At 33.2% G+C, this 23,905-nt stretch carries 21 protein-coding genes and 4 tRNA genes; 2 read left to right on the forward strand and 23 right to left on the reverse strand.

Annotated features, from left to right (window positions below; translation table 11 throughout):
* Nucleotides 1-8: 8 nt before the first annotated feature.
* The 12 genes from nusG to AC3Y25_RS18200 all read right to left on the reverse strand — a co-directional run bounded on the left by nusG (nt 9) and on the right by AC3Y25_RS18200 (nt 6,390).
* Nucleotides 9-560, reverse strand: coding sequence for a transcription termination/antitermination protein NusG (gene nusG, locus AC3Y25_RS18145; protein ID WP_008466925.1), 552 nt, complete (start codon nt 558-560; stop codon nt 9-11).
* Between the two features lie 10 nt (nt 561-570).
* Entirely contained in the window at nt 571-768 is a 198-nt protein-coding gene (gene secE, locus AC3Y25_RS18150) for a preprotein translocase subunit SecE (protein ID WP_008466927.1), read from the reverse strand.
* 18 nt (nt 769-786) lie between these two features.
* Nucleotides 787-857: transfer RNA gene (locus AC3Y25_RS18155), tRNA-Trp, on the reverse strand.
* A 56-nt stretch (nt 858-913) separates the two neighbouring features.
* Nucleotides 914-2,101, reverse strand: a complete 1,188-nt coding sequence (gene tuf / locus AC3Y25_RS18160) for an elongation factor Tu (protein WP_026730432.1) — start codon at nt 2,099-2,101, stop codon at nt 914-916.
* A 55-nt stretch (nt 2,102-2,156) separates the two neighbouring features.
* Nucleotides 2,157-2,228: transfer RNA gene (locus tag AC3Y25_RS18165), tRNA-Thr, on the reverse strand.
* Nucleotides 2,229-2,315: 87 nt separating this feature from the next.
* Nucleotides 2,316-2,396 (reverse strand) — tRNA-Tyr (locus AC3Y25_RS18170).
* 59 nt (nt 2,397-2,455) lie between these two features.
* A tRNA-Thr gene (locus AC3Y25_RS18175) sits at nt 2,456-2,529 on the reverse strand.
* Nucleotides 2,530-2,620: 91 nt separating this feature from the next.
* Nucleotides 2,621-2,923 carry a ribosome hibernation-promoting factor, HPF/YfiA family gene (gene hpf, locus AC3Y25_RS18180; protein WP_008466930.1) on the reverse strand — a complete coding sequence of 101 codons (303 nt, stop codon included), beginning with the start codon at nt 2,921-2,923 and terminating at the stop codon, nt 2,621-2,623.
* A gap of 32 nt (nt 2,924-2,955) precedes the next feature.
* Nucleotides 2,956-3,849, reverse strand: a complete 894-nt coding sequence (locus AC3Y25_RS18185; RefSeq protein ID WP_489903709.1) for a tyrosine-type recombinase/integrase — start codon at nt 3,847-3,849, stop codon at nt 2,956-2,958.
* Between the two features lie 89 nt (nt 3,850-3,938).
* Complete coding sequence (gene rpsU / locus AC3Y25_RS18190) at nt 3,939-4,133, reverse strand: 30S ribosomal protein S21 (protein ID WP_026730435.1); 195 nt, start codon at nt 4,131-4,133, stop codon at nt 3,939-3,941.
* 213 nt (nt 4,134-4,346) lie between these two features.
* Nucleotides 4,347-5,489: an acyl-CoA dehydrogenase family protein gene (locus AC3Y25_RS18195; protein ID WP_489903710.1), complete on the reverse strand. Its 1,143-nt coding sequence runs from the start codon at nt 5,487-5,489 to the stop codon at nt 4,347-4,349.
* 13 nt (nt 5,490-5,502) lie between these two features.
* Complete coding sequence (locus AC3Y25_RS18200) at nt 5,503-6,390, reverse strand: ComEA family DNA-binding protein (RefSeq protein ID WP_427872424.1); 888 nt, start codon at nt 6,388-6,390, stop codon at nt 5,503-5,505.
* Nucleotides 6,391-6,653: 263 nt separating this feature from the next.
* On the opposite strand from AC3Y25_RS18200, the gene AC3Y25_RS18205 reads away from it, so the two are divergent.
* Complete coding sequence (locus AC3Y25_RS18205; protein ID WP_489903711.1) at nt 6,654-8,120, forward strand: APC family permease; 1,467 nt, start codon at nt 6,654-6,656, stop codon at nt 8,118-8,120.
* Between the two features lie 49 nt (nt 8,121-8,169).
* Here the strand turns inward: AC3Y25_RS18205 and AC3Y25_RS18210 are convergent, their stop codons facing one another.
* From AC3Y25_RS18210 to AC3Y25_RS18240, 7 genes are all read right to left on the reverse strand, one after another.
* Nucleotides 8,170-8,397: a PspC family transcriptional regulator gene (locus AC3Y25_RS18210; protein ID WP_008466940.1), complete on the reverse strand. Its 228-nt coding sequence runs from the start codon at nt 8,395-8,397 to the stop codon at nt 8,170-8,172.
* A gap of 72 nt (nt 8,398-8,469) precedes the next feature.
* Complete coding sequence (locus tag AC3Y25_RS18215; protein ID WP_489903712.1) at nt 8,470-9,741, reverse strand: DUF2851 family protein; 1,272 nt, start codon at nt 9,739-9,741, stop codon at nt 8,470-8,472.
* A gap of 75 nt (nt 9,742-9,816) precedes the next feature.
* Nucleotides 9,817-10,299, reverse strand: a complete 483-nt coding sequence (locus AC3Y25_RS18220; RefSeq protein WP_489903713.1) for a 3'-5' exonuclease — start codon at nt 10,297-10,299, stop codon at nt 9,817-9,819.
* A gap of 81 nt (nt 10,300-10,380) precedes the next feature.
* A complete protein-coding gene (locus tag AC3Y25_RS18225; protein ID WP_250833880.1) occupies nt 10,381-11,742 on the reverse strand; it encodes a pyridoxal-phosphate dependent enzyme in 1,362 nt (453 codons plus the stop codon).
* Nucleotides 11,743-11,788: 46 nt separating this feature from the next.
* Nucleotides 11,789-13,774 (reverse strand): putative porin, encoded by a 1,986-nt coding sequence (locus tag AC3Y25_RS18230; RefSeq protein WP_489903714.1) that lies wholly within the window; start codon nt 13,772-13,774, stop codon nt 11,789-11,791.
* 247 nt (nt 13,775-14,021) lie between these two features.
* Nucleotides 14,022-15,536, reverse strand: a complete 1,515-nt coding sequence (locus tag AC3Y25_RS18235) for a SusD/RagB family nutrient-binding outer membrane lipoprotein (protein WP_489903715.1) — start codon at nt 15,534-15,536, stop codon at nt 14,022-14,024.
* A gap of 3 nt (nt 15,537-15,539) precedes the next feature.
* A complete protein-coding gene (locus tag AC3Y25_RS18240; protein ID WP_489903716.1) occupies nt 15,540-18,827 on the reverse strand; it encodes a SusC/RagA family TonB-linked outer membrane protein in 3,288 nt (1,095 codons plus the stop codon).
* A gap of 661 nt (nt 18,828-19,488) precedes the next feature.
* Here AC3Y25_RS18240 and rnhB point away from each other — a divergent pair.
* On the forward strand, nt 19,489-20,151 hold the full coding sequence (rnhB, locus tag AC3Y25_RS18245; RefSeq protein WP_489903717.1) for a ribonuclease HII: 663 nt from the start codon (nt 19,489-19,491) through the stop codon (nt 20,149-20,151).
* Between the two features lie 33 nt (nt 20,152-20,184).
* On the opposite strand, the gene AC3Y25_RS18250 is transcribed toward rnhB, so the two are convergent.
* The 4 genes from AC3Y25_RS18250 to AC3Y25_RS18265 all read right to left on the reverse strand — a co-directional run bounded on the left by AC3Y25_RS18250 (nt 20,185) and on the right by AC3Y25_RS18265 (nt 23,632).
* Nucleotides 20,185-21,036: a nuclear transport factor 2 family protein gene (locus tag AC3Y25_RS18250; RefSeq protein ID WP_489903718.1), complete on the reverse strand. Its 852-nt coding sequence runs from the start codon at nt 21,034-21,036 to the stop codon at nt 20,185-20,187.
* A gap of 276 nt (nt 21,037-21,312) precedes the next feature.
* Nucleotides 21,313-22,011, reverse strand: coding sequence for a lipoyl(octanoyl) transferase LipB (gene lipB / locus AC3Y25_RS18255; RefSeq protein ID WP_489903719.1), 699 nt, complete (start codon nt 22,009-22,011; stop codon nt 21,313-21,315).
* 5 nt (nt 22,012-22,016) lie between these two features.
* Nucleotides 22,017-22,760 (reverse strand): hypothetical protein, encoded by a 744-nt coding sequence (locus AC3Y25_RS18260; RefSeq protein ID WP_489903720.1) that lies wholly within the window; start codon nt 22,758-22,760, stop codon nt 22,017-22,019.
* A 68-nt stretch (nt 22,761-22,828) separates the two neighbouring features.
* Nucleotides 22,829-23,632: a hypothetical protein gene (locus tag AC3Y25_RS18265; RefSeq protein WP_489903721.1), complete on the reverse strand. Its 804-nt coding sequence runs from the start codon at nt 23,630-23,632 to the stop codon at nt 22,829-22,831.
* Between the last annotated feature and the right edge of the window lie 273 nt (nt 23,633-23,905).

Raw genomic sequence — 23,905 nt, forward strand, 5'->3', positions numbered from 1 at the left:
ACAAAAAATTATACTTTTTCAACTTGCATAAAGCTCAATTCCAATGGTGTCTTTCTTCCGAAAATCTTAACCATTACCTCAAGTTTACGCTTCTCTTCATTGATTTTCTCAACAGATCCATTAAATCCATTGAAAGGTCCATCAATAACCTTAACTGTTTCACCTACACTAAATGGAATAGAACGAGTATCTGTATTTACAGCTAACTCATCTACTTTACCTAACATACGGTTTACTTCAGAAAGTCTTAAAGGAACAGGTTCTCCACCTTTAGTTTCTCCTAAAAATCCAATAACACTAGTAATTGACTTAATAATATGAGGGATTTCACCAACTAAGTTAGCTTCAATCATAACATATCCAGGAAAGTAAACTTTATCCTTAGATGATTTTTTCCCATCTTTTACAGTAACCACTTTTTCAGTAGGAACCAAAACCTGAGAAACATAATCCTCCATACCTAATCTCGCAATCTCAGTCTCGATATAAGCTTTCACTTTATTCTCTTGACCGCTAACTGCTCTAACTACGTACCATTTTTTCACATTATTATCTGCCATCACAAAAAAATTATCCTTTTAACCAGTTAAAAAATCCAGCCAAAGCTTTTGCAAAAAATTCGTCTACTCCCCAAGTTGCCAAAGCGAATAAGATCGAAAATACAGCCACAACAATTGTCAATTTCTGTACTTCAGCCCAAGCTGGCCAAGTAACATTTGACTTTAACTCTTCGAAAGCCTCTGATAAATAATTAGTAACTTTTGTCATTTGATATATTTTTTATTGCACGGGCGGAGGGATTCGAACCCCCATCAACGGTTTTGGAGACCGCTATTCTACCCTTGAACTACGCCCGTAATTAAAGCCAGTGATTAAAAAAATAATCACTGGCTTTTTTATTTATTTTATAGAATTACTCTACGATTTCAGTAACCTGACCAGCTCCAACTGTTCTACCACCTTCACGGATAGCGAAACGTAAACCTACGTTCATAGCGATTGGGCTTAATAAAGCAACTTCAATAGTTAAGTTATCACCTGGCATTACCATCTCTACACCTGCTGGTAAAGAAATAACTCCTGTTACGTCAGTTGTACGTACGTAGAACTGTGGACGGTAGTTATTGTGGAATGGAGTGTGACGTCCACCTTCTTCTTTTTTCAAGATATAAACCTCAGCTTTGAATTTAGCGTGTGGTTTTACTGAACCTGGCTTAATAATAACCATACCTCTTTTGATATCAGCTTTATCAATACCTCTTAACAATAAACCTACGTTATCTCCAGCTTCACCTCTATCAAGGATTTTACGGAACATCTCAACTCCTGTAATAGTAGAAGTTAATTTTTCAGCTCCCATACCAATGATTTCAACAGGATCTCCAGTGTTAGCAACTCCAGTTTCGATACGACCTGTAGCAACAGTTCCACGACCTGTAATTGTAAATACGTCCTCAACTGGCATCAAGAATGGTTTAGCAACGTCACGTACTGGCTCTTCGATCCAAGCATCAACAGCTTCCATTAATTCGATAATTTTAGGAACCCAGTTAGGATCATTGTTCAATCCACCTAAAGCAGAACCTTGAACAACAGGACCATTATCTCCATCATATTCGTAGAAAGATAATAAATCTCTAATTTCCATTTCAACAAGCTCTAATAACTCAGCATCATCAACCATATCCACTTTGTTCATGAAAACAACGATTCTTGGAATACCAACCTGACGACCTAAAAGGATGTGCTCACGAGTTTGTGGCATTGGACCATCTGTAGCAGCAACTACTAAGATAGCTCCGTCCATTTGAGCAGCACCAGTAACCATGTTCTTTACGTAATCCGCGTGACCTGGACAGTCAACGTGAGCGTAGTGACGGTTAGCAGTTTCGTACTCTACGTGTGATGTATTAATAGTAATACCTCTTTCTTTCTCCTCTGGAGCGTTATCGATTTGATCAAACGATTTTGCTTGACAGTAACCAGCATCTGACAATACTTTTGTAATTGCAGCAGTTAATGTAGTTTTTCCGTGATCTACGTGTCCAATTGTACCTATGTTTAAGTGCGGTTTGGAACGATTAAAATTCTCCTTTGCCATTTTACTTAATTTTTAATCTTAGTTATATATTAATTTTCAATTTCCTACTTACTTGAGCCAATGTCGGGATTTGAACCCGAGACCTCTTCCTTACCAAGGAAGCACTCTACCCCTGAGCTACACCGGCAGAGAGTTCTGAGTTTAGAATTCAGATTTTAAATTTTAGAATTTATTAATCCAAAACCTACAACCTAAAACTTCAACTTCTTTTTAGTGGGGAGAGCAGGATTCGAACCTGCGAAGTTCACACAGCAGATTTACAGTCTGCCCTCGTTGGCCGCTTGAGTATCTCCCCTAATTTTAAAATTCCATTATTTTAAAGAACCAATTTCAAATCGCATTTGAAATATATTGAGCCGATAGAGGGACTCGAACCCACGACCTGCTGATTACAAATCAGCTGCTCTAGCCAGCTGAGCTACATCGGCGAATACATTAAAAAAGTCCGCTATTTCTAACGGACTGCAAATGTAGGTATTTTATCTTTTAATCAAAACATTTTTTGAAAAAAAATTTCAATTAAATGTGTGCTCTAATTTTTTCCTTCCTTTTTACAAGTAAACGTTCTAGCGATTCTGCCGAAAGCTCAACAGCTTCTTCAAATGTTTTACACTGTTTTTTTACCAAAAAATCATCACCAGGAACATTAATCTTTATTTCCACCACTTTATTCTCTTTATCACTCGTTCTTTCAACTTTTAAAAAAACATCTGATGAAACCACTCGATCGTAGTATTTCTCTAGCTTACCCATTCTTTCTTGGATAAAATCGACTAATTTTCTGTCGACAGTAAAATTAACTGCATGAACATCTACCTTCATAATAAAAATTTTAGGGTTAACATTTAGAACCACTATTTATTTCTAGGATGCGCATCTTTATACACTTTTTTAAGTTCCGCCAAACTGTTATGAGTATAAACCTGTGTAGACGCCAAACTAGAATGCCCTAGCAATTCCTTAACTGAATTCAAATCTGCCCCATTATTTAATAAGTGAGTTGCAAAAGTATGACGAAGCACATGCGGACTTTTTTTCACCTTTTCTGAGACCCTACTAAAGTATGAATTTATTAAACGATAAACAAAAGATTCGCTCAATTTTAACCCTTTTTTTGAAACGAAAAAATAGTCACAATCCGTCAAACTTTCCAAACCATCTCTTTCTCCCACATACGAATCAATTTGATCAGCAATAATCGGCAAAATTGGAATAATGCGTTCTTTATTTCTTTTCCCTAAAACCTTAATCGTATTATTTGAGCGATCGACATTTTTAATCATTAAATAAATTAATTCAGCGCGACGCATTCCTGTCACATAAAACATTTCCACAATTAATTTATCCCGAATCCCCTCAAAATCAACCGGAACCTCAATTATAGCAAGTAAATCCTTCAACTCTTTTTCTGAAAAAGGAACCTGAACCACTTTCGGAGTCTTTAAAGACTTATGCTTCAACATCGGATTAACTTCTATCTGCTTCGTCTTCAAAAGAAACTTATAAAAAGCTTTCAAAGAAGCCATCTTTCTATTAACCGAAACATTAGAAATATTATGATCAACCAAAAAGACAATCCAACTTCTGACCTGACTATAATTTACCAAATCAATACTTTCTTGATCAAAAGATTCTTTTACAAAAGCTTCAAAAGAAACCACATCATTCAAATAAGCCTCAACTGTATGCGGAGAATATTTTTTCTCCAGCAAAAGATAATCCGAAAAAGCTTCTCTATTCGTTTTCATAAATCTAAAAATTAAGCATAAAAAAACCGTTAGCATCAAAATTAAAACATTTTGACCACTAACGGTAATTATTTTTGAAAAGCTAAATACTAACTTTCTAAACTGTCTTTCAAGCCTTGAATGTAAGCTGCTTTTTGAATCTGAGCTCTTTTGATAACAGATGGTTTAATAAAAGCAGTACGTGCTCTTAATTGACGAACAGTTCCTGTTTTATCAAATTTTCTTTTATAGCGCTTTAATGCTCTATCGATATTTTCTCCGTCTTTAATTGGTATAATTAACATAATATAGACACCTCCTCTCGTTAAGGCTGCAAATGTATATATTAATTATGAATTATGAATTATAAATTGTGAATTATTTTTAAAAAAGAGAAAAAGAGTATAGAGAAAAAGAGTATAGAGAAGAGATAAATAGATATAATTCTTTATTCTTTATTCTTTATTCTTTATTCTTTATTCTTTATTCTTTATTCTTTATTCTTTATTCTTTATTCTTTATTCTCTTAACAAATTCCTCGAAATAACAACCTTTTGAATCTCAGTTGTCCCCTCTCCTATAGTACACAACTTAGAGTCTCTGTAGAATTTTTCTACTGGAAAGTCTTTAGTGTAACCGTAACCGCCATGAATTTGAACTGCATCATTTGCGATTTTAACACACGCTTCTGAAGCATACATCTTTGCCATAGCTCCTGATGTTGTTACTGGTTTATGCTTTTGTTTCAAGAAAGCCGCTTTATGCAATAGTAATTCTGAAGCTTCAATTTCTGTTGCCATATCTGCCAATTTAAAAGAGATTCCTTGAAAATTACTGATTGGTTGCCCAAACTGATGTCTTTCTTTCGAATATTTCAATGCAGCTTCGTAAGCTCCCTTTGCGATTCCTAAAGACAGAGCTCCGATAGAGATTCTCCCGCCATCCAGAATTTTCATTGCCTGAACAAAACCTTCTCCAACTTCTCCTAATCTATTTTCATCTGGAACGCGACAATTATCAAAAACCAGCTCTGCGGTCTCACTTGCCCTCATTCCTAATTTATTTTCTTTTTTACCTGATGAAAAACCTTTCATTCCTTTTTCAAAAACAAAAGCCGTCATTCCTTTAGAATCACCTTTTTCTCCAGTTCGCACTACCACAACCGCAATATCTCCAGAGATTGCATGCGTAATAAAGTTTTTAGCGCCATTTACAATCCAATGGTCTCCGTCTTTAACAGCTGTTGTATTCATTCCGCCAGCATCAGAACCTGTATTATGTTCTGTAAGTCCCCACGCGCCAATATGTTCAGCAGTAGCTAGTTTTGGAAGCCATTTTTTCTTTTGCTCTTCATTTCCAAAAGTTAAAATATGATTGGTACACAATGAATTATGCGCCGCAACTGATAATCCGATTGAAGGATCTACTTTTGAAATCTCTTCTATTACGGTAATATACTCGTGATAACCTAAACCTGAACCGCCATATTCTTCCGGAACCAAAACGCCCATGAAGCCCATCTCGCCAAGTTGCTTAAACAACGGAATTGGAAAAATTTGCGCTTCATCCCATTCCATTATATAAGGTCTAATATTTTTTTCTGCAAAGTGTTTTATAGACTGTGCAATCATTAGTTGTGTTTCGTTGTAATCAAAGTTCATGAGTTAGTTTCTTTTAGAACTCCAAATATAAACTAATTATTTTTGCTTTTTCAACAGGAAAATCTTTAATTTTTGCCAAATCCTCAATATTATTAAAATTTCCATTCATACTTCTATAGGTTACAATTTGTTTTGCTAGCCCATATTTGAAATATGAAAATTGAGCCAATTCTTTTAAGGAAGCGTCATTTACATTTATTTTCTTCAAGTTTGAGGGAATTACAACTTTAAAATGAGCATTTAGTTCATTTATAACTTCAGGCGAAAGCCCCCAAATCTCTTTCATCTGCTCCATCGATACAAATGACCCAACGATTTCTTTCTGCTTTAAGATTCTAGATGACAACCCTTCTCCTATTCCGTAGATTTTCATCAAATCTTCTTGCGTTGCCTCATTAATGTTCATTATTTCTAACTTTTCTTTTTTAGGAAAACTTTTTACGATGAAATCTTTTTTCTCTACACTATAATTCTTTTTATTCTGTTTCCAATCTGGAAATTTAAACAAAGGAGAAATTTCCTTTAATAGAGAATCCGAAACTCCAGTAACCGCCTGAAACTCTTCTGCAGAGTTAACATATTTATTTTCTTTACGAAATGCCATTAAACGATCTATTTCCTCTACAGACATTCCAAGCTTATATCCTTTATAATCTGAAATAAAATTAGGATTGAAAAGATAAGTAATTGGTTTTACGCTTTTATCAGTTAATTTCTGTTGATCAATTTCTGACTGAAGAGCAAGCCACTCCTCTCTTTCAGAGTTTTTTGCTTCTGAAATATTGAAATCAGATAAAAAATAAAATAATTGCAGTCCTATCATAATAAGAAAAAGCATAAAAATACCAATCCGTTGCTGTTTAGTAAAATGAAAATATTGGTTTAAAGACTTAAAATTCATGATTAAAATTACTTTTCAAGGATAACTTAAGAAAAATCTTTCAAATTTATTAAGAAAATTAGTAAGAAAAGTAACTTTTAAAAAATTATCGAATCTCTTATAAAAGTCCAATTAATTTAATGAATGTCAATACTTAGAGAATCTTTCTTACGAGTACTGTAAAAAAAACAAAGATTTTATAACTTAAAACATGATAATTGTTTTTATTTTTTACAAAAAACAATACATTTGGCACTTAATAACAAATAAACCAATAAAATAATATGTCAATTTGGAGAGTTAAACCTATATCAGCCTTTGAGGCCGATATGAAAAAGAGTGATTTAAAGAGAGTCCTAGGAAAATGGAGCCTTACTGCCATTGGTGTTGGTGCCATTATCGGTGGTGGAATTTTTGTACTTACAGGTACTGGGGCTTATTATCATGCAGGTCCAGCATTAGCTATTTCGTTTATCATCGCAGGTATTGCGTGTGTATTTGCAGCTCTTTGCTATTCTGAATTTGCTTCTATTTTGCCTGTTGAAGGATCTGCTTATGCATATGCTTACGGTACAATTGGAGAAGTTTTTGCATGGATAATTGGATGGGGACTAATTCTAGAATATGCAATGGGATCGATGACTGTAGCGGTTTCCTGGTCTGGATACTTTAACAAATTGCTCAAAATATTTCACATTCACCTTCCTGATTGGCTAACTACAGATCCTGCAAGCTACACAGGAGAAGGTTTTTCTATGAATCTTCCAGCTTTCTTAATCGTTCTTTTAGTTATTTCATTGCTTATTAAAGGAACAAAAAGCGCTGCTAAAGCAAATAACGCAATTGTTATTCTTAAAGTATCTGCTGTAATCTTTGTAATTATTGCTGGTCTTTTCTTTATTAATACAGCAAACTGGAGCCCATTTATTCCTGAAGCAACTCAGATTATTGAAAAAGAAACTACGCACAATGCTTACGGAATTGGAGGTATTATCTCTGGAGCTGCAGCTATTTTCTTTGCTTATGTTGGTTTCGATGCTGTTTCTACACAAGCTGGAGAAGCTATTAATCCTAAAAAAGATGTTCCTTTTGCAATTATCGCTTCTTTATTAATTTGTACTACTTTATATATTCTTGTTTCTTTAGTATTAACAGGAATGATGAATTACCAAGACTTTAATCCACTAGGAAAATATCCTGAAGCTATAAAAGCTCCTGTTGCTTATGCATTTGATATTGCAGGACAAGGCTGGGCAGGTTCTATTATTACTGTTGCTGCAACTATTGGTTTGGTTTCAGTATTAATGGTAATGATCATGGGACAATCTAGAATTTTCCTTGGAATGTCTAAAGACGGTTTAATTCCATCTGTATTCTCTAAAGTAAATCCTATTTCTGGAACTCCAAAAACAAACTTAATGATTCTTGGAATTATTATCGCAACAGTTGCTGCCTTTACACCGATCAACAAATTGGCTGACATGACCAGTTTTGGTACTTTGTTTGCCTTTACAATGGTTTGTATTGCTGTTTGGATTTTAAGAGTAAAACAACCAGGATTAACCAGAACATTTAAAGTTCCTGCTTTACCAGTTATTGCGGTATTAGGAATTGCAATCAATTCTTATTTAATTTTTAATTTAAGTAAAGATGCACAGCTATTATCTTTTGGATGGCTTATTCTTGGTATAATTGTATACTTTGGATATAGCAAGAAAAGATCTAAACTTAACAATCCTAGTGAAGAATAATAAATACAACTTCATAAAAAAAGCTCCAAATTTTCATTTGGAGCTTTTTTTATAAATCAAATACCGATGTTCTTTTTGATCGAATTAAATCTTTCAACCTAATCCAGAAAGCGAGAGTCAAATAGACTCCAAATCCTAAACCCGCTGTAACAAAAGAAATGTAGATAAAAAACAGTCGCACACTGGTTACGCGCATTCCGAGTTTATCTGCTAATCTTGAAGAAACATGGAAACCATATTTTTCAAAAAAGAATTTAAGTTTTAAAATTGCTGACATTTCTATATTTTAGATTTAAGACTTTACATTTTTAGATTCCTGACTGCTCAGGATTGCAAAAGTACAAATAATCTAATTATTTTTAAGCAACTCTAATCCGATAGCGCATTTTAGACAAGACTTGCGCTCGCAATATTCATTTTTAAGTTCTAATAGCGTCTGACTTTCAAATGCAGTTTTTGATTGAATACCAAAAGAATTAAACTTGTCCATAATGACGTTTTTCTCTGAAGTAACTTCATTCATAAAATCAATTAAATTTTCGGAAATGGATTCGCCCATAATATTTGAATAAGTAAATTGAAGCGGAATAATAGTATTTATAATCAGCAGATCTATAAATGACTTAGAAAGCGTTTTAGACTTCTTCGGACTCTCTTTGTCAAATTGGTAATGATTTTGCCAATACGAGCTTGCAGACACACTTAGTAAACGATATACAGCATCTACTGATTTTAATTCGATAATCTTAGAAAACAAATTTTGATGTTTATGGTATAAAGCTGCCAATTGAGAAAGTCTGATTGTTGGAAAATTATCGGGACGAAGTTTAAAAAACTGGAGAGGTTCTGTGTACGTCTTTTCTATTTGATACTTATGCAATAAATAAAAATAGCGAAACCTTAAATCTTTATAATAAACATCTTCTTTCTCGACCTCCAACAAACCAGCAGTGCCAAAAAGGAGCGCTTCTAAATTTTCGATTTCAAAACTTTCTTTTCTGATTACCGAAAACGAAATTGCCATCGAGATTTGCAGAAAGGAATTTCCGTTCGTATTTAGTCCAAAATTCTTTGCTAGAAGGCAAAATAAGACCGCTTCCCAATCTTGATTGGTTTCTTCCAATAACTGAACAATAAATTTAGATTTACGCTCTAATCGCTCAAAAAACAATCTTTCTTGCCAGTTTTTTAAAACAAATCTGTCTATGTCTTTTAATTGCTTTTCGCAGAAAATCCAAGTCTTTGGAGAAACCAATGCCTTATAATTTTCGATTATTTCTCTTGAAACATAATCTTTAAGAACTAAAACAGGAATTTCTGTATTGTTTTCCCTAAAAATAGCCGTGTCGTTTTCCCAAACAACATGAAGAATAACATTTTTATAAGCAGGATCTTTCTCGTGATTGTGCAAATACCAATCTGAAGATTTCAAATGGATCTCTACATTGCCCGCCCATTTTTGATTTCCAATTTCTATATGAGCATTAAAAAAATCTGGCCCAGCAAGTTCTAGATAATCGCCAGTTTTAAGAATCGTTATCGATTCGCCTTGAACCGATTTTAAATTCAAAGAATCAAATTTCTTGAATTTCCAGATATAATGAAGAAAGTCCTCTTTCATTTTTAGATTTTATAATAGAATTACAAAATCTAAAAGTAATTAATTTTTAATATTATTCTTACAAAATTAAAATTTTTAACGAAGCATATATAATTTAGCACAAGCTCTAGCATCTGACAAAGCTTCATGGTGATTCAACTGGATATTCATTTCTCGACAGCAATCACTTAATTTTGTTGGTTTTATGCCTTTTGCTTTGTAGATTTTAACCGTGCATTCCCACTTTGTGGCAATATTTAAATCGTCGTAATTTAAGCCATGCAGGAGCATTGTTTTCATTAAAACATTTCGATCAAAACTTTCGTTATGTGCTACTACAACTTTATTTTTTAGCCTCTTTTCAATCTCTGGATAGATCTGAAAGAACGATTTTGCATTCATAGTATCTTTAGGATAAATTCCATGAACACGAATCGTAAAAGGATTATACTCGTTATTTGGCGGTTTAATTAAAGTCACATATTCGTCCACAATAATTCCGTTTTCGACGGTCACAATACCTACCGAACACGGATGATATCCTGTCGCAGTTTCAAAATCTATAGCTGTAAAATTCATTTTCTAATTTTAAAAAGACAAATCCATAAATCTAATTGTTTACCAACAAGATTTATGGATTATTTGATATTTATAAGAGGCTTACTTTATTGCGCCAATAATATCATATTTAGTAATAATGTGATGGTGTCCGTTTCCTAAGTCAACCAAAACAGCATCATTTTCTTTGCTAAAAAGCTTTGAAACCTCTTCAATCGGTGTTCCTAGTTTCACAATTGGGAAAGGCTTGCCCATTACTTCTTTAATTGGTTTTTCAGCAACATTTTTATCCGCAACATAGCTTCTAAATAAGTCTGTTTCGTCAACAGAACCTACAAATCCATTGATATCAACAACCGGAATTTGTGAAATCTTATATTTACGCATACGCTCGATTGCATGCGAAACTAATTCTTCAGTACGAACAACGATTAATTCTTTATCAATATGATCTTTAATAACGTCTTCTGCTTTTGTAATGTTTTCTTCCAAGAATCCGCGCTCGCGCATCCAGTCATCATTAAACATTTTTCCAACATAACGGCTTCCAGAATCGTGAAATAATACCACAACAACATCTTCTGGTTTAAAATGTTCTTTTAACTGCAACAGACCTTTTATACAAGCTCCTGCAGAATTTCCAACAAAAATACCTTCTTCAAGCGCAATCTTTCTAGTATAAACTGCAGCATCTTTATCGGTTACTTTTGTAAAACCATCAATTAGAGAAAAGTCAACATTCTTAGGCAAAATATCTTCTCCAATACCTTCTGTTATATACGAGTAGATTTCGTTCTCGTCGAAAATTCCAGTTTCGTGGTATTTCTTGAACACAGAACCATAGGTATCAATTCCCCAGATTTTAATATTTGGATTTTGTTCTTTCAAATATTTTCCAACTCCAGAAATAGTTCCTCCTGTTCCAACTCCCACAACAAAATGTGTAATTTTTCCATCCGTCTGTTTCCAAATTTCAGGTCCAGTTTGCTCATAATGCGCCAACGAATTTGACATGTTATCGTACTGATTGACATACCAAGAATTGGGTGTTTCTTCTGCTAAACGCTTTGAAACCGAATAATAGGAACGTGGATCTGTAGGCTCAACATCTGTAGGACAGACAACAACTTTTGCTCCAACAGCACGAAGAATATCCATTTTTTCTTTAGACTGCTTGTCTGAGATCACACAAATTAGTTTGTAGCCTTTTACAATTGCCACAAGTGCAAGTCCCATTCCTGTATTTCCAGAAGTTCCTTCAATAATAGTTCCTCCAGGTTTAAGTCGGCCATCTGCCTCTGCATCTTCAATCATTTTTACAGCCATTCTGTCTTTTACAGAATTACCCGGATTAAAGGTTTCGACTTTTGCCAATACTAACGCATCAATTTCAGCAACAATTTTGTTGAGTTTTACCAATGGTGTATTACCAATTGTTTCTAAAATATTATTTGAAAAGTCCATTTTTATTTAAGTTTATTTAGTGGTTCGAAATAAAAAAAGCCAGTTTTTATTGGAAGAAATTCCAAACTAGACCAAAGCGCAGTACAAAATCACGATACGGATTATGAGGCGCTGAGTAATAATTACTTTGTGAAAACAAAGCATTAAAATGTTCCGCTTTTAAATAAAAACGTGTCTGGCGTATTCTGGCATTCACAAAGAAATCGAATGTTGCAAAACCACCGATTTTCTTGTCTTGCTGCACAAAAAATTCTGCTATAACAGGATTATAATCATCTCCATAATATTTCGTAAGATAATTAAAGACAAGACCTGTTTGCATGAATAATGCTTTTTTAAAGAAATGATTCGAGTAATAGAATGTATTTCTAGTTACAAAATCTGGCACATTTAAAACTAAATCTGACTGACCTACTTTTTGATACAAAAGGGTATTATCTAACGCAAAAGGTCCAAATTTGAATTCTCTACTAGCCTTAATCTCTAAATAATTAATCGCATTTCCGTACTGCATTGGATTAACGATCTGTATATTAGCCGCTTTTTGCGCATCTGTCGCTACATCTGTAAAATACAAATGATCTTTTAATACCGTATATTGAACTTGTCCTGTTAGCCACGGAGTTGTAATTTCTGCACTTAACGAATTAATTTTTTCGTTTTTAAAATCATTTGACCAATTGTACGAAATCCAACTACTTTGGTATAAATTATAATTGTTATTAGGCAGTTTATTGATGTTGCGATATCTAAAATCAAACTTAATTTCATCGCTCATATCATAACGTAATTTAGCATCTAAATCAGAAAGCGATTCATTAGTAATTGATCTTGAATATAAAAATCGACCATTCCATTTGTTTTTCTGATATTCGTACTGAGCACCAAAATTGTTAAACTGTAAATACAAATTGTCTGGAACGGCGTTTCCATCTGCATCAACAATAATTCTGTTATATCTATAATTAGATCTATAATCGTCAACAAAAAATATAAATTTACCTAACAGCGAATTTTCGTAAGCTGCTCCAACTTTATTATAAAGTCTTTCATATTTAGTCTGGTCGTTAATATTGCTTGCCGCGTACGACTCACCAAATCTCTGCACTCGACTAGTTGTTCCATCATTTGCAGTTACTGTAGAAATTACAGTTGGCTGCTTGTATTCATAATCTTTATACTCATAATTAAATTGATGTGTAAGGTATAAATTATTACTTCCGTCAGTTGGATTCACTCTAAAAGCATGATCAAAAAACAATCTTCTTCCTTTTAAGAATGATTCTGCATCGGTTAAGTAAACCTGTAATCTTTGTCTATTTTTATAATCTTGACTATCACTTTCAAAATCTGCATCGTTTGTTATACCGCCATTTTCCTCATTCAGAATATCCTGATTTGTAAAATGTGCATTTATCGCATATCGTTTGCTAGTTGTGGCATAACTGGTTGTAATTCTTAAATTACCAGCACTAACCAATTGATTATTATAATCTCCTTCAGATCTTAAACCTTTATAAGCAATCGAGAAATTAAGATTTTTAGAGACATTTAATGTGATAAAAGAATCTACATTCTGTCCTTTTTTTATCGTAGTATTAAAAAACAATTCTGTAAAAGGCGTTGCTACAGAATAATATCTTATTTGATCTGCTTGCATATAATTAGAATGCTTTCCGCTAAAACCAATTTCAGGATACGGAGAAAAACTTGTCAAACTGTATTGAATCGTATTTACAGGCTGTCCGATATTAGAAAACTCCATAAGACCAAAAAGATCTTTTCTCAGATGATTTTGCCTATAAGCACTTTTAAGCGTTAGCGACGTATCTGCATAAATAGTATCATGTTCTAATGTGACAATTTTATACTGATCTATTGTTGCAATCTTTTGTTTTTTCTTTTTTACGGTATCTGTGACACTTGAATATTCTGTATTCATATCTAAATTATTTTTAGAAGCAGTTTTTTTTTCTTGCGAAAACAATAAAGTTGGAACAACTAATAGATATAAAAAAATGAATATTCTCATTTGATGGCTTTGTATAAATTTATTTTGACAAAATTTGCTAAGCAAAGGTAATATAAAAAGGTATAAACGAAAAAACATAATATATAATATGAAGCTTGAATCGCTTTGGTCTTTTGAAACGAAAACCCCGTATACAAAAGTATACGGGGCTCTCAAAAAAAATCAAAATATTTATTATTCTTATTCCCAAACTGGGTATAATTTACTTTGAATATCAATTAAATTGATATGGATTATATTCTAAATATTAGAATTTATCCCAGAACAATTTAGTATTTAATAAATCTCCTCCAATATCAGCAGATGCTTTAGTATAATTTGTTTTATTGATACTTGCTTCTACACCTGGATAAGTATATCTAACAGGAACAGTAAAAATAAGTTTGTTAATAGCTGCTTGAGGCGCTTTTAACACAGGGAAATCCAATCTTCTGTAAGATGTCCATGCTTCGTACCCTCTATTGTAAAGAGCGAACCATGCTTGATTACCGATTTTTTCTTTATACGTAGCTCCACTTAACGGATTATTATAATCTACTTTTGGGCTTGCAATGTAAGCATCGATAGCTGTAGTGCTAGTTACTCCCCAGTCTGCCATAGAAGCTTTAATACCTGCTTCGTAATATACTTTTGCCTGAGCAGAACCACCTGGAATTAAGCTTTTCTCAGCAGCTTCTGCTAATAAGAAATTCAACTCAGCAAAATCAAAGATAGTTCCTGGAAAAACTGGATTGTTTAATGTAGACGTAATTTGCGAATAAGCCGTGTAAACATTTGCCGAACCATAAGTACCACCAGTAAATGTTCTTCCTGCAGGAATAACTGGAGCTGGAGCAGTTAAATTAGTAAAATATTTAGGCATCCTTGGGTCACCACCAGGAACAATAGCATCCATAGCAGAAACAAAAGGCTCAGCAGGAATAAAATCAAATCTCTGACTAGTTACTAAATCAGCATATAATGGATTTTGATTTCCTGATGTAGTTAAATAAGTCAATTTTGTATTGTCAGCATTACTAGCTAAAGCACCAGAAGCAAGAGCTGCCTGAACTTGAGTAGTTGCATAAGCTGGATCAACATCAGACATATTAACTGCCATTCTAATGATTAATGAATTAGCAAATTTTGCCCATTTTGCATTACTAGCTGCATTACCAGAATAGATAATATCTGCAGCACCAAAGTTAGCTACTGTACTATTTGCTTTTAAAACTGCAGCAGATGCACTTAATCTTTTAATAAGATCTTGGTAAATCGTTTTTGCATCATCATAAGCTGGTAAAGGATATTTTTGAATATCAATTGCTTGTGAATAAGGAACGTTTCCAAAAGTATCTACCAATACACTATAAGCGTAAGCTTCTAAAATATCGATAAGCGCTAATTTATTTTGTTTGATTGCTTCATCAGCAGGAGTTGCAGGAGTTGTTGCTGCAATCATAACTCTTGAATCATGAAAATCGGCTAAAACATCTCTGTACAAAACCAAAAAGTGCGTATCTGGAATTTTTCTGTTTGTAATGTTATATTGACTCTCATCTGGATAAGTTGTCTCTGTCCATTGCTGTGCAAATAATCTAAAAACGTTATTATTCACACTAGTACTAACCATTTGATCGACTAATTTCTTCTCAGCATTGGTAAACAAAAATTCTGCTTTGGTTGTTGTTGGTCTTTTCGGATCAACATTCATATCTGTAATGTCCTGGCTGCACGAAACCATCATACCCACCACAGACATTAATAAAAGTACTTTTTTCATGATTTAAAATTTTAATGTTAGGTTACAACCAATATTTCTTGTTGTCGGAAGTGAACCTCCTGAATAACCTGATGATAAGTTACCTGAACTTATACCACTTTCTGGATCTGCATCTGGAAGATTTTTACTGATGATCCATAAGTTAGAACCTACTAAAGAAAGACGTAAATCATTCAAACCTGCTTTAGCTATAAATTGTTTAGGGAAACTATAAGTAATGCTTACCTCTCTTAATTTTACATAACTTGCATCATAAACAAATGCTTTTTGTGGGTTATTATTGTAACCATAGATACTTCCAGCTACCTCAGGACTTGGTGTTCTTGTAGTATTAGGAGTTCCATCTTCGTTTACTCCAGGTAAAATAACACCTCCACCATTAGCAAGTGTATTTCTTACAGGATTTCCAAGTTCATTGTTTCCTGCTGTAGAAGCATACAATCCAGAGCTTTGTCCATAATATTGATCAAGAGAGAAAATATCTCCTCCTTTTTGAACATCGATTAAGAAACCTAAAGAGATTTGTTTGTAAGTGAATTTGTTACGAACACCACCAATCCAATCTGGAGTAACATTACCAATTACATTATTAGTAGTTGCTGTTTGTAGATACACTCCATTTTTAGTTACTTTTTGTCCGTCTGCACTGTAAATAAAATCTTTTCCAAGAATATCTCCATAAGCATGTCCTTTTGTACCAACGATACTAACTCCTCCTTGGAATGTACCAATTGTTAAAACGTCAACACCTGGTGTTAAATCTACAACTGTATTCTCATTTTTAGACCAGTTTACGTTAATATCCCATTGGAAATCATTTGTTTTAACAGGAGTTACGTTGAAGATTACCTCAACACCTTTATTTTCTACAGATCCTGCGTTTACGTATCTAGAAGAGTTACCAGTTGCAGTAGAATAATCTACTGGGAAGATTTGGTCTTCACTTAAACTTTTGTAAACACTCACATCAAAACCTACTCTTCTGTCAAGGAATTGCATCTCTAAACCAAGTTCTTGAGATTTAGTTTTAACAGGACGTAATTCTGGATTATTAGCAATGTTTGGTCTTGAATAAAGTTGGTTTGAGCCAAATGGATTAAATTTAGTAAATACATCTTGCAATGCATAAGAATCGATGCTTCCTTGTGGGTTTTCAGCATAACTCGCTCTTAATTTACCAAAAGTTAACCATGGAGCATTAACATGTTTTGTAAACACATAACTTCCAGAAACTGAATAAGTATTAACATCATTGTCGTCTTGCGGCAACATAGAGAATGCATCATTACGTACTGTTCCTTCTACATAAAGGAAATCTCTGAATCCTACAGAAGCAGAAGCATAAACACTGTTCACAGCTGTATTGTCTTCCACCTCAATTGGGAATGGAGAAGGATTTATTGAATTTGATAATGCATAGATTCCAGGAATAATAAGTCCTCCATCTGTAGAAGCTAATGTAGATGTACGTCTAGTTCTTAAAGCATTATAACCAACTAAACCTGTTAATGAAAAATCATCATTAAGTTTTTTATTGAAGTTTAATGTAAACTGATAGTTTTGCTCAGAAAACATTCCAGTATATTTTTGGTATCCTGAACCAACAGCCAAACGGTTAATTCCAAATGTTCCAGCCAAAGATCCTACCGCTTTTCTTTCTTCACGTAGTTCTGAATAAGAATCTGTACTAATTTTTCCTGTAGCGCTTAACCAATCTGTAAATTTATAATCTAACTGACCGTAACCGATGAAACGATTTCTTTCGTCTGATTGGTAGTTTTTATATCTAGTGAAATATGGGTTATCCCAATATTTAGGATTTGTATTTCCATTAGAAGGATCTGCCATGTTCCAAGAAATATTTTGTCCGCCTGAATTTTGGAAAGCTTCTTCCTGAGATTTAATATCCACGTTAGTTCCCCACCATTGACGAAATAAACTCGCAACGTTATCACCACCGTAACCAGTAGTATTTCTACCTTGCGTAGTTTGCGCTAAATAATTTGCAAAAACACTAACAGATAATTTATCTGTTAATTTGTGATTGAATTTAATACTTGCGTTATTTTTTCTCAATTCACTATTTGGTAAAATACCATTCTCTTTATAGTTGTTGTAGTTGATAACAAAATTGCTTTTATCTGAACCACCTTCAAAAGAGATTGAGTTATTGAATGTTTGAGCTGTTTGAAAAAATGTAATTGGACCATTTTTAGCAGCAACCCATGGAGATTTTTGTCCAAATTTTGAAGAGTATGGAGTATACGATTCCCACGTATAAACTGAAAGATTTGGATCAAACGCAACACCGTAAGAAGCATCATCTGTAGTACTTACCACTTGGTTGCCATTTTTATCCATAACAAAAAACGCTCCTGTTGGTCCAACTGGAATTCCATTAGGAGTTCCATCAGTCTTATAAGTTGGTCCGTAACCTTGTCCATATTTGTTTTGGTAAACAGGGAAAGTATTTTTATCAACTGAACCTACCCCAAACTCACTTGAGATAGTAACTCCCATACCTTTTTGAGCTTTTCCTTTTTTCGTAGTAATCATGATTACACCATTACCAGCTTGAAACCCGTATAAAGCAGATGCCGCAGCACCTTTAAGAATATTTAATGTTTCGATATCATCTGGATTAATATCCATACCAGCGTTACCGTAATCATAAGTATTACGTGCTCCAGCTGTTTGTGCTCCATTGCTTGAATTCACATTCGCGTTATTAATAGGCATACCATCAATAACAATAAGCATTTGGTTATTTCCAGTAAGGTTTTTAACACCTCTTGAAACTGCGTTTGTAGATCCTCCAAAGTTGGTATTTCTTCTAATTTGCACCCCAGCAGATTTACCAGAAAGATCATTGATAAAGTTAGCACCTGTTGTTCCACCAACTAAATCTTCCCCTTTTATTTCCTGAGTAGTATATCCAAGAGCTTTTTTCTCTCTCTTAATACCTAATGCAGTAACAACAACACTTTCTAATTCTGTAGTATTACTAGTTAATTTTACACTTAGTGTTGTAGAACTAGCTGCAACTTCTTGCGTTTTCATTCCAATGTAAGTAAAAACCAAGACTTCACTTGGAGTTGCTTTGATAGAGAATTTTCCATCAAAATCTGTTTGCGTTCCGCTTTTAGTTCCCTTAACTAATACACTCACACCTGGAAGAGGCATTCCTGAATTATCGGAAACTATACCCGAAACAGTTCTTTCTTGCGCAAAGGTTAGTTGCGTAATCAGCGCCACCAAAAGCACTAAGAATCCATTTAACTTTAGTTTCATTTTTAAAAATTTTGAATTAGTATGTGGCAAACATCTTAATATTTTCTTAAAAGAACAATGCGTTCTAGTGTCTCGTTCTAACATTTTTTTAATATTTCTTTAACATATGCTTGTTAATAAATAGTTAATTAACACAAAAACAACTCAATACGTAATTTTAAGCGTAAAATACTGCAATTTTTTTAATTAAAAAATTAACATATATTTAACATTTAAGATAGCGCTTTTCTTAAAAAAACAAACAAAAAAATAAAATAAAACAAAGTATATTCTTACAATAAAGCCGATTAAATAAAACATTCTTGACTGAAAATGTTGTATTTGACAAATTTTTAATTTGCTTTTCGTTCTCAAATCGTAATAAATTGTAAATCAATTCTTCCAAGTTGAAAAAAACCGTGATTTTATCTTTTTCGAATCCATTTTTAGAAAATTACCAATTATTCATTTCATAAAAAAAATCATAAAAACCAAGTGTTTTCGCGGGTTTTTAACCAATATCGCAGACTTATAGTCAATTTGAAAAATAGCGTAATTTCTAACCGTATTACTCCCTGATAGGATTACTCTAAAAAAGCAATTATAGATTGTATTCCTTTCGATCTATTTAATGCTTTTTAGAAAAAAAAGTACAATATTTGTCTTTTTAAAACCTAAAAAAATGCTTGAAAAAAATTTCTCAGGATTTGTTTTAGAAACTGGAACTGATGAAGCCGGAAGAGGATGTCTAGCTGGCCCAGTTACTGCCGCTGCCATAATTTTACCCGAAAATTTTGAAAATAAAATTCTGAATGACAGTAAGCAGCTTTCTGAAAAAACAAGAGCGCTTTTAAGACCTATTATAGAAAAAGAAGCCCTATGTTTTGCCGTTACGCATTTGTTTCCCGACGAAATTGACGAAATAAACATTCTAAATGCTTCAATGAAGGGAATGCAGGAATGTATTTTAAAATTAAAACACGTTCCCGAATATATAATTGTTGATGGAAATCGTTCCTTAAATGCTAAACTCGGACTTAAAAATACTTTTGGAAAACAGTTTTCTCCAGATGAAATTGCGCTTTTAAAATCGATTCCGAATCAAAGTATTATAAAAGGCGATGGGAAATACTTAAGCATTGCCGCTGCGTCTGTTTTAGCAAAAACATATCGAGATGAATACATGGATCAAATTCATGAAGAATTTCCAATGTACAACTGGAAACAAAACAAAGGATATCCAACCAAAGAACATCGTGAAGCCATTAAAGAGTTTGGAACCACAAAATATCACAGAATGAGTTTTAGACTTTTACCTGAGCAATTAGAACTCGATTTATTTTAATAAAAAAACGACCTATAATAGGTCGTTTTTTTATTACTTTTTACTTTTTAAGAATTCTGCAAATGTTTTTGTATCATAATAAAAAGGTCTGACAGCCGTAATTTTTCCGTCCTTCAAATCAAAATGTTCTGAAATCGGAACCGACATTGTTTTTCCTGATTTCTTAGATCTACAGTTTATTGTAAAATAAATGATTACTTCATTTTTAGAACCATCACTAAAATAAACAGGTTCTTTTTCTATCTGCAAATCAAAAAACTCAGTCGATTTTGTAAACATTTTAGTCCATTCGCTAAAGCCAATATAAGTTCCTCCATAAGGCAAACCTACAGCTTGATTATAAACGGCTCCGTCTGCAATTAAAGTTCCTAGCGCATCAAAGTCTCTTGTTTTAAAAAGACTTTCGTAATATTTTGCTACTACTTTCAAATTATCAGCTTCCAGATTTTTCAAAACATCTGCTTCAGAAGGCGCTGCTCCTTTATCCCAAAAACCAATAATTTTACTTACTTGACCTTTTCCATTCAAACGCGCAAAGTCACGGCCAGCCATTATAAGATTATTTTTAGAATCGAAAATTTTCCATTCCCAGGTGACATAATTATCTTTTACAATTTTGGCTCCCGAAGTTAAAACGGCATCTGGGTTTTTCTTGTAAAATTCGTTGATAACATTATTAAACGCAGCAGTTCCTTTTATAGAAGCCGAAGGATCTTCAAAAGTACTATCTTCTAACCAGATTGATTTAATCATCTTTAATCTGGTATCGCTGTTTTTTTCCTGCCACACTTTTTCATAAACGGCAACTGGATATAATTTATCTTTCTTTTGGGCAAAAAGACCATTAAGCACAAAAAGGAAACAGAATAAGTAGATTTTTCTCATAAGCAATCAGTTAGAATAAAATTTAAATTTAATAGTACAAAACCAAATTTAGCATAAATAGCTAAGAGAACTACAAGAAGTATAGAATTTGCCATCCCTGCAAAATCTTAACTTTTGAGAAATGGTTTTTCCGTTTTTTGTATATAAATTTAAGAAAAAAACTGTTTTCTATTAAAAATACAAGCCTGATTTACTATTCAATTCATCACTCAAAATAAAAAACCCGTTTCAAAAATCGACGCTTGAAACGGGTTACTTTTTATTAGCAATTCTTTTTTAAACAAATTCGGCTTCGAACAGCTCAGTTAAATGTTTGATGATTTTAGCTTTTACTTCTTCTTCATCTACTTTTTCTACTCCAAGTTCTACGTTTAAAGAAGTAACGCCTTTTCCACGAATTCCACAAGGAATAATATTGTCAAAATATCCTAAATCGACATTTGCGTTTAAAGCAAATCCATGCATGGTAACCCAGCGTGAGGCGCGAACGCCCATTGCACAGATTTTACGTGCAAACGGAGTTCCTGCACCAAGCCAGACTCCCGTTTCTCCTTCACTCCTGCCCGATTCTAATCCGTATTCTGCCAAAGTCAGAATTATGGATTCTTCTAATAAACGTAAGTATTTATGAATATCGGTAAAGAAGTTTTCTAAATCTAAAATCGGATAGCCTACAATCTGTCCGGGTCCATGATAGGTAATATCTCCACCTCGGTTGATTTTATAAAAACTCGCTCCTTTGGCTTCGAGCTGTTTTTCGTTTAATAGTAAATTTTCAAGATCACCACTTTTTCCTAAAGTATAAACATGCGGATGCTCAACAAAAAGTAAATAATTTGGTGTTGGCAGATCTAGTTCTTCTCTTCTGTTCTTGATTTTTAAATCTACTATATCCTTAAAGATTTCTTCTTGATATTCCCAAGTCGATTTATAATCTTTATTGCCCAGATCCTGAAGTTGGATTTTTTTGTTCATTTTAATTATTTTTCAAACTCAACATCAAAGTTCAGTTTGTCGGGATTCTCCATATAATCCGTAAAAGAGTATTGAATTGTAATCGATTTTCGATCGTCACTAAACAAAGCTGTTGCGTTAGAGACTTTCTTTATTTTTTTTGGAAAATGATATTTTACAATATAGCTAGACGAAGCAAACATCATTTTGGACATATCTCCAGCCGAATCTTTTGCCTTTGCTGCTTTTTTCTGCTCATCGACTACTGCTTTTCTTGTAAATTTCTTTCCGTCATAAGTATAACTTAATTTACTGCCATTATCTCCGAAACCGCTTCCCATAGGATTTGCGCCTCCTTCTAATTTTTGCAGTGTACCTAATGTTTGCAAAATATCCTGAAGTTCGTTTACATTTTTAAAATCAGTCGACATGTTCATTAAAAACTGTTTTTTCTCCGAACTTATTTTCGTTGATACAATATAACTCTCCAGTTTTTTAAGTTGTTTTTGGGTTTCTGGCGACAACTTGGCAATACTGTCTTTCTTCTCTTCAAACACTTTTTTGAAAGTAAAAGTAGTATCAATATCTTTTTTGTTATCTCCCATTTGACCCGCAATCTGATCTCCAGCCATTTCCATTAAAGGAGAACCATCCATATCTACAGAGAATTTCCCAGTTCCGTTATCGTTTATGTAAATATTCTCAGTGAAAGTACAGCTAGTTAAAGTCGCTATTAAAAAAGAAAAACTAAGTAGTTTATATAGTTTCATTAATGTTCTATTTTTTATCAAAGATACAAAGACTATTTTTAAAAACACATTTTATCGAAAACCTTGAATTATTGCTCAAATTCTACTTTAAAACCAAAATCTACACTACTCTCCTGCATATTATCCAGAGGAACTTCTACAGTAAAACCTTTTCTGTCTTTTGTTAGTACTGCATTTTTAAGCGAAACTGTTTTAATCTTTTTCGGAAATTGATACTCAGCGGTATATTTACATTCTTTCATCATTTCTTCCATTTTTTTAGAGAATGGATCGTCGCTTTTATCTTTCTTGTTTTCTTTTTTCTTTTTAACTTTTTTATCGTCTTTAGAAGGAGTAACCGTTTTAATGAAAACCTTACCATCATAAAAAATGGTGGTATTAGACTTTTCTTCTGGCTTTGGCGCAGCACTTAAAGCTCCTAATCTCTTTTTATCTGTCGCAGCCAGTGCTTCTAAACTTTCGGCAGGTGTTGCAATGGTTTTAAAATCTGTTCCACTAGGAAAATCAATTGCCATAGTATATTCAAATTGCTGTTTTTCGTCGTTTACTTTCATACTAACTTTAAAATTCTCCAAAATTTTAAGTTTCTCTTTTTCTTTCTCCAGCATCTCGATTTTCTCTTTATCCGCATCTGGTAATTTAGAAATACTGTCGCTTAACTTGTTAAGCATATCTTTGAAGGTAAAAGTAGTATCAACGACTTTATTGACTTTAGTCGAATCACTTTTTTTCATCCCCATTTTATACATCGGAGACATATCAAAACCGTACGAAAAAGTTCCAGAACCATCTTCGTTCATAGTCATCTTTTCTTTAAGGATACAGCTAGTAAAACAAAATGCAATAAAAAAGCAAAGTAGAATTTTTTTCATAATTGAGGTTTAAGTTATTCAAGCGAAGATACTTTCTTTTAAGAATTATTTTAGTTTCATTTTAAAACAACTTCAAATTTGTCATTTAAGGCTTTATCCAAACCCTGTAAATGAACAACTTGATATTAGAGCATATTTTACATTTGTTAGAAACACGTCTATTCCAACAACTATCGATGCCGACTAAAGTTAATTGAAACCCAATAATTTGATGCTGCAAAAAATCTAAAAACTGCATTAAAAAATCTACATTCTTTTCTTTATCTTTGCACA

This window comes from Flavobacterium sp. LK-23, from assembly GCF_058135255.1.

What these genes read in the sequence shown, in the direction of transcription:
- AC3Y25_RS18215 (WP_489903712.1), bottom strand. Translation starts at nt 9,741, where the DNA reads ATGAAAGAGGACTTTCTTCATTATATCTGGAAATTCAAGAAATTTGAT.
- AC3Y25_RS18220 (WP_489903713.1), bottom strand. Translation starts at nt 10,299, where the DNA reads ATGAATTTTACAGCTATAGATTTTGAAACTGCGACAGGATATCATCCG.
- AC3Y25_RS18235 (WP_489903715.1), bottom strand. Translation starts at nt 15,536, where the DNA reads ATGAAAAAAGTACTTTTATTAATGTCTGTGGTGGGTATGATGGTTTCG.
- tuf (WP_026730432.1), bottom strand. Translation starts at nt 2,101, where the DNA reads ATGGCAAAGGAGAATTTTAATCGTTCCAAACCGCACTTAAACATAGGT.
- lipB (WP_489903719.1), bottom strand. Translation starts at nt 22,011, where the DNA reads ATGAACAAAAAAATCCAACTTCAGGATCTGGGCAATAAAGATTATAAA.
- AC3Y25_RS18260 (WP_489903720.1), bottom strand. Translation starts at nt 22,760, where the DNA reads ATGAAACTATATAAACTACTTAGTTTTTCTTTTTTAATAGCGACTTTA.
- AC3Y25_RS18240 (WP_489903716.1), bottom strand. Translation starts at nt 18,827, where the DNA reads ATGAAACTAAAGTTAAATGGATTCTTAGTGCTTTTGGTGGCGCTGATT.
- rnhB (WP_489903717.1), top strand. Translation starts at nt 19,489, where the DNA reads ATGCTTGAAAAAAATTTCTCAGGATTTGTTTTAGAAACTGGAACTGAT.
- nusG (WP_008466925.1), bottom strand. Translation starts at nt 560, where the DNA reads ATGGCAGATAATAATGTGAAAAAATGGTACGTAGTTAGAGCAGTTAGC.
- AC3Y25_RS18205 (WP_489903711.1), top strand. Translation starts at nt 6,654, where the DNA reads ATGTCAATTTGGAGAGTTAAACCTATATCAGCCTTTGAGGCCGATATG.
- AC3Y25_RS18200 (WP_427872424.1), bottom strand. Translation starts at nt 6,390, where the DNA reads ATGAATTTTAAGTCTTTAAACCAATATTTTCATTTTACTAAACAGCAA.
- hpf (WP_008466930.1), bottom strand. Translation starts at nt 2,923, where the DNA reads ATGAAGGTAGATGTTCATGCAGTTAATTTTACTGTCGACAGAAAATTA.
- AC3Y25_RS18185 (WP_489903709.1), bottom strand. Translation starts at nt 3,849, where the DNA reads ATGAAAACGAATAGAGAAGCTTTTTCGGATTATCTTTTGCTGGAGAAA.
- secE (WP_008466927.1), bottom strand. Translation starts at nt 768, where the DNA reads ATGACAAAAGTTACTAATTATTTATCAGAGGCTTTCGAAGAGTTAAAG.
- rpsU (WP_026730435.1), bottom strand. Translation starts at nt 4,133, where the DNA reads ATGTTAATTATACCAATTAAAGACGGAGAAAATATCGATAGAGCATTA.
- AC3Y25_RS18210 (WP_008466940.1), bottom strand. Translation starts at nt 8,397, where the DNA reads ATGTCAGCAATTTTAAAACTTAAATTCTTTTTTGAAAAATATGGTTTC.
- AC3Y25_RS18195 (WP_489903710.1), bottom strand. Translation starts at nt 5,489, where the DNA reads ATGAACTTTGATTACAACGAAACACAACTAATGATTGCACAGTCTATA.
- AC3Y25_RS18225 (WP_250833880.1), bottom strand. Translation starts at nt 11,742, where the DNA reads ATGGACTTTTCAAATAATATTTTAGAAACAATTGGTAATACACCATTG.
- AC3Y25_RS18265 (WP_489903721.1), bottom strand. Translation starts at nt 23,632, where the DNA reads ATGAAAAAAATTCTACTTTGCTTTTTTATTGCATTTTGTTTTACTAGC.
- AC3Y25_RS18250 (WP_489903718.1), bottom strand. Translation starts at nt 21,036, where the DNA reads ATGAGAAAAATCTACTTATTCTGTTTCCTTTTTGTGCTTAATGGTCTT.
- AC3Y25_RS18230 (WP_489903714.1), bottom strand. Translation starts at nt 13,774, where the DNA reads ATGAGAATATTCATTTTTTTATATCTATTAGTTGTTCCAACTTTATTG.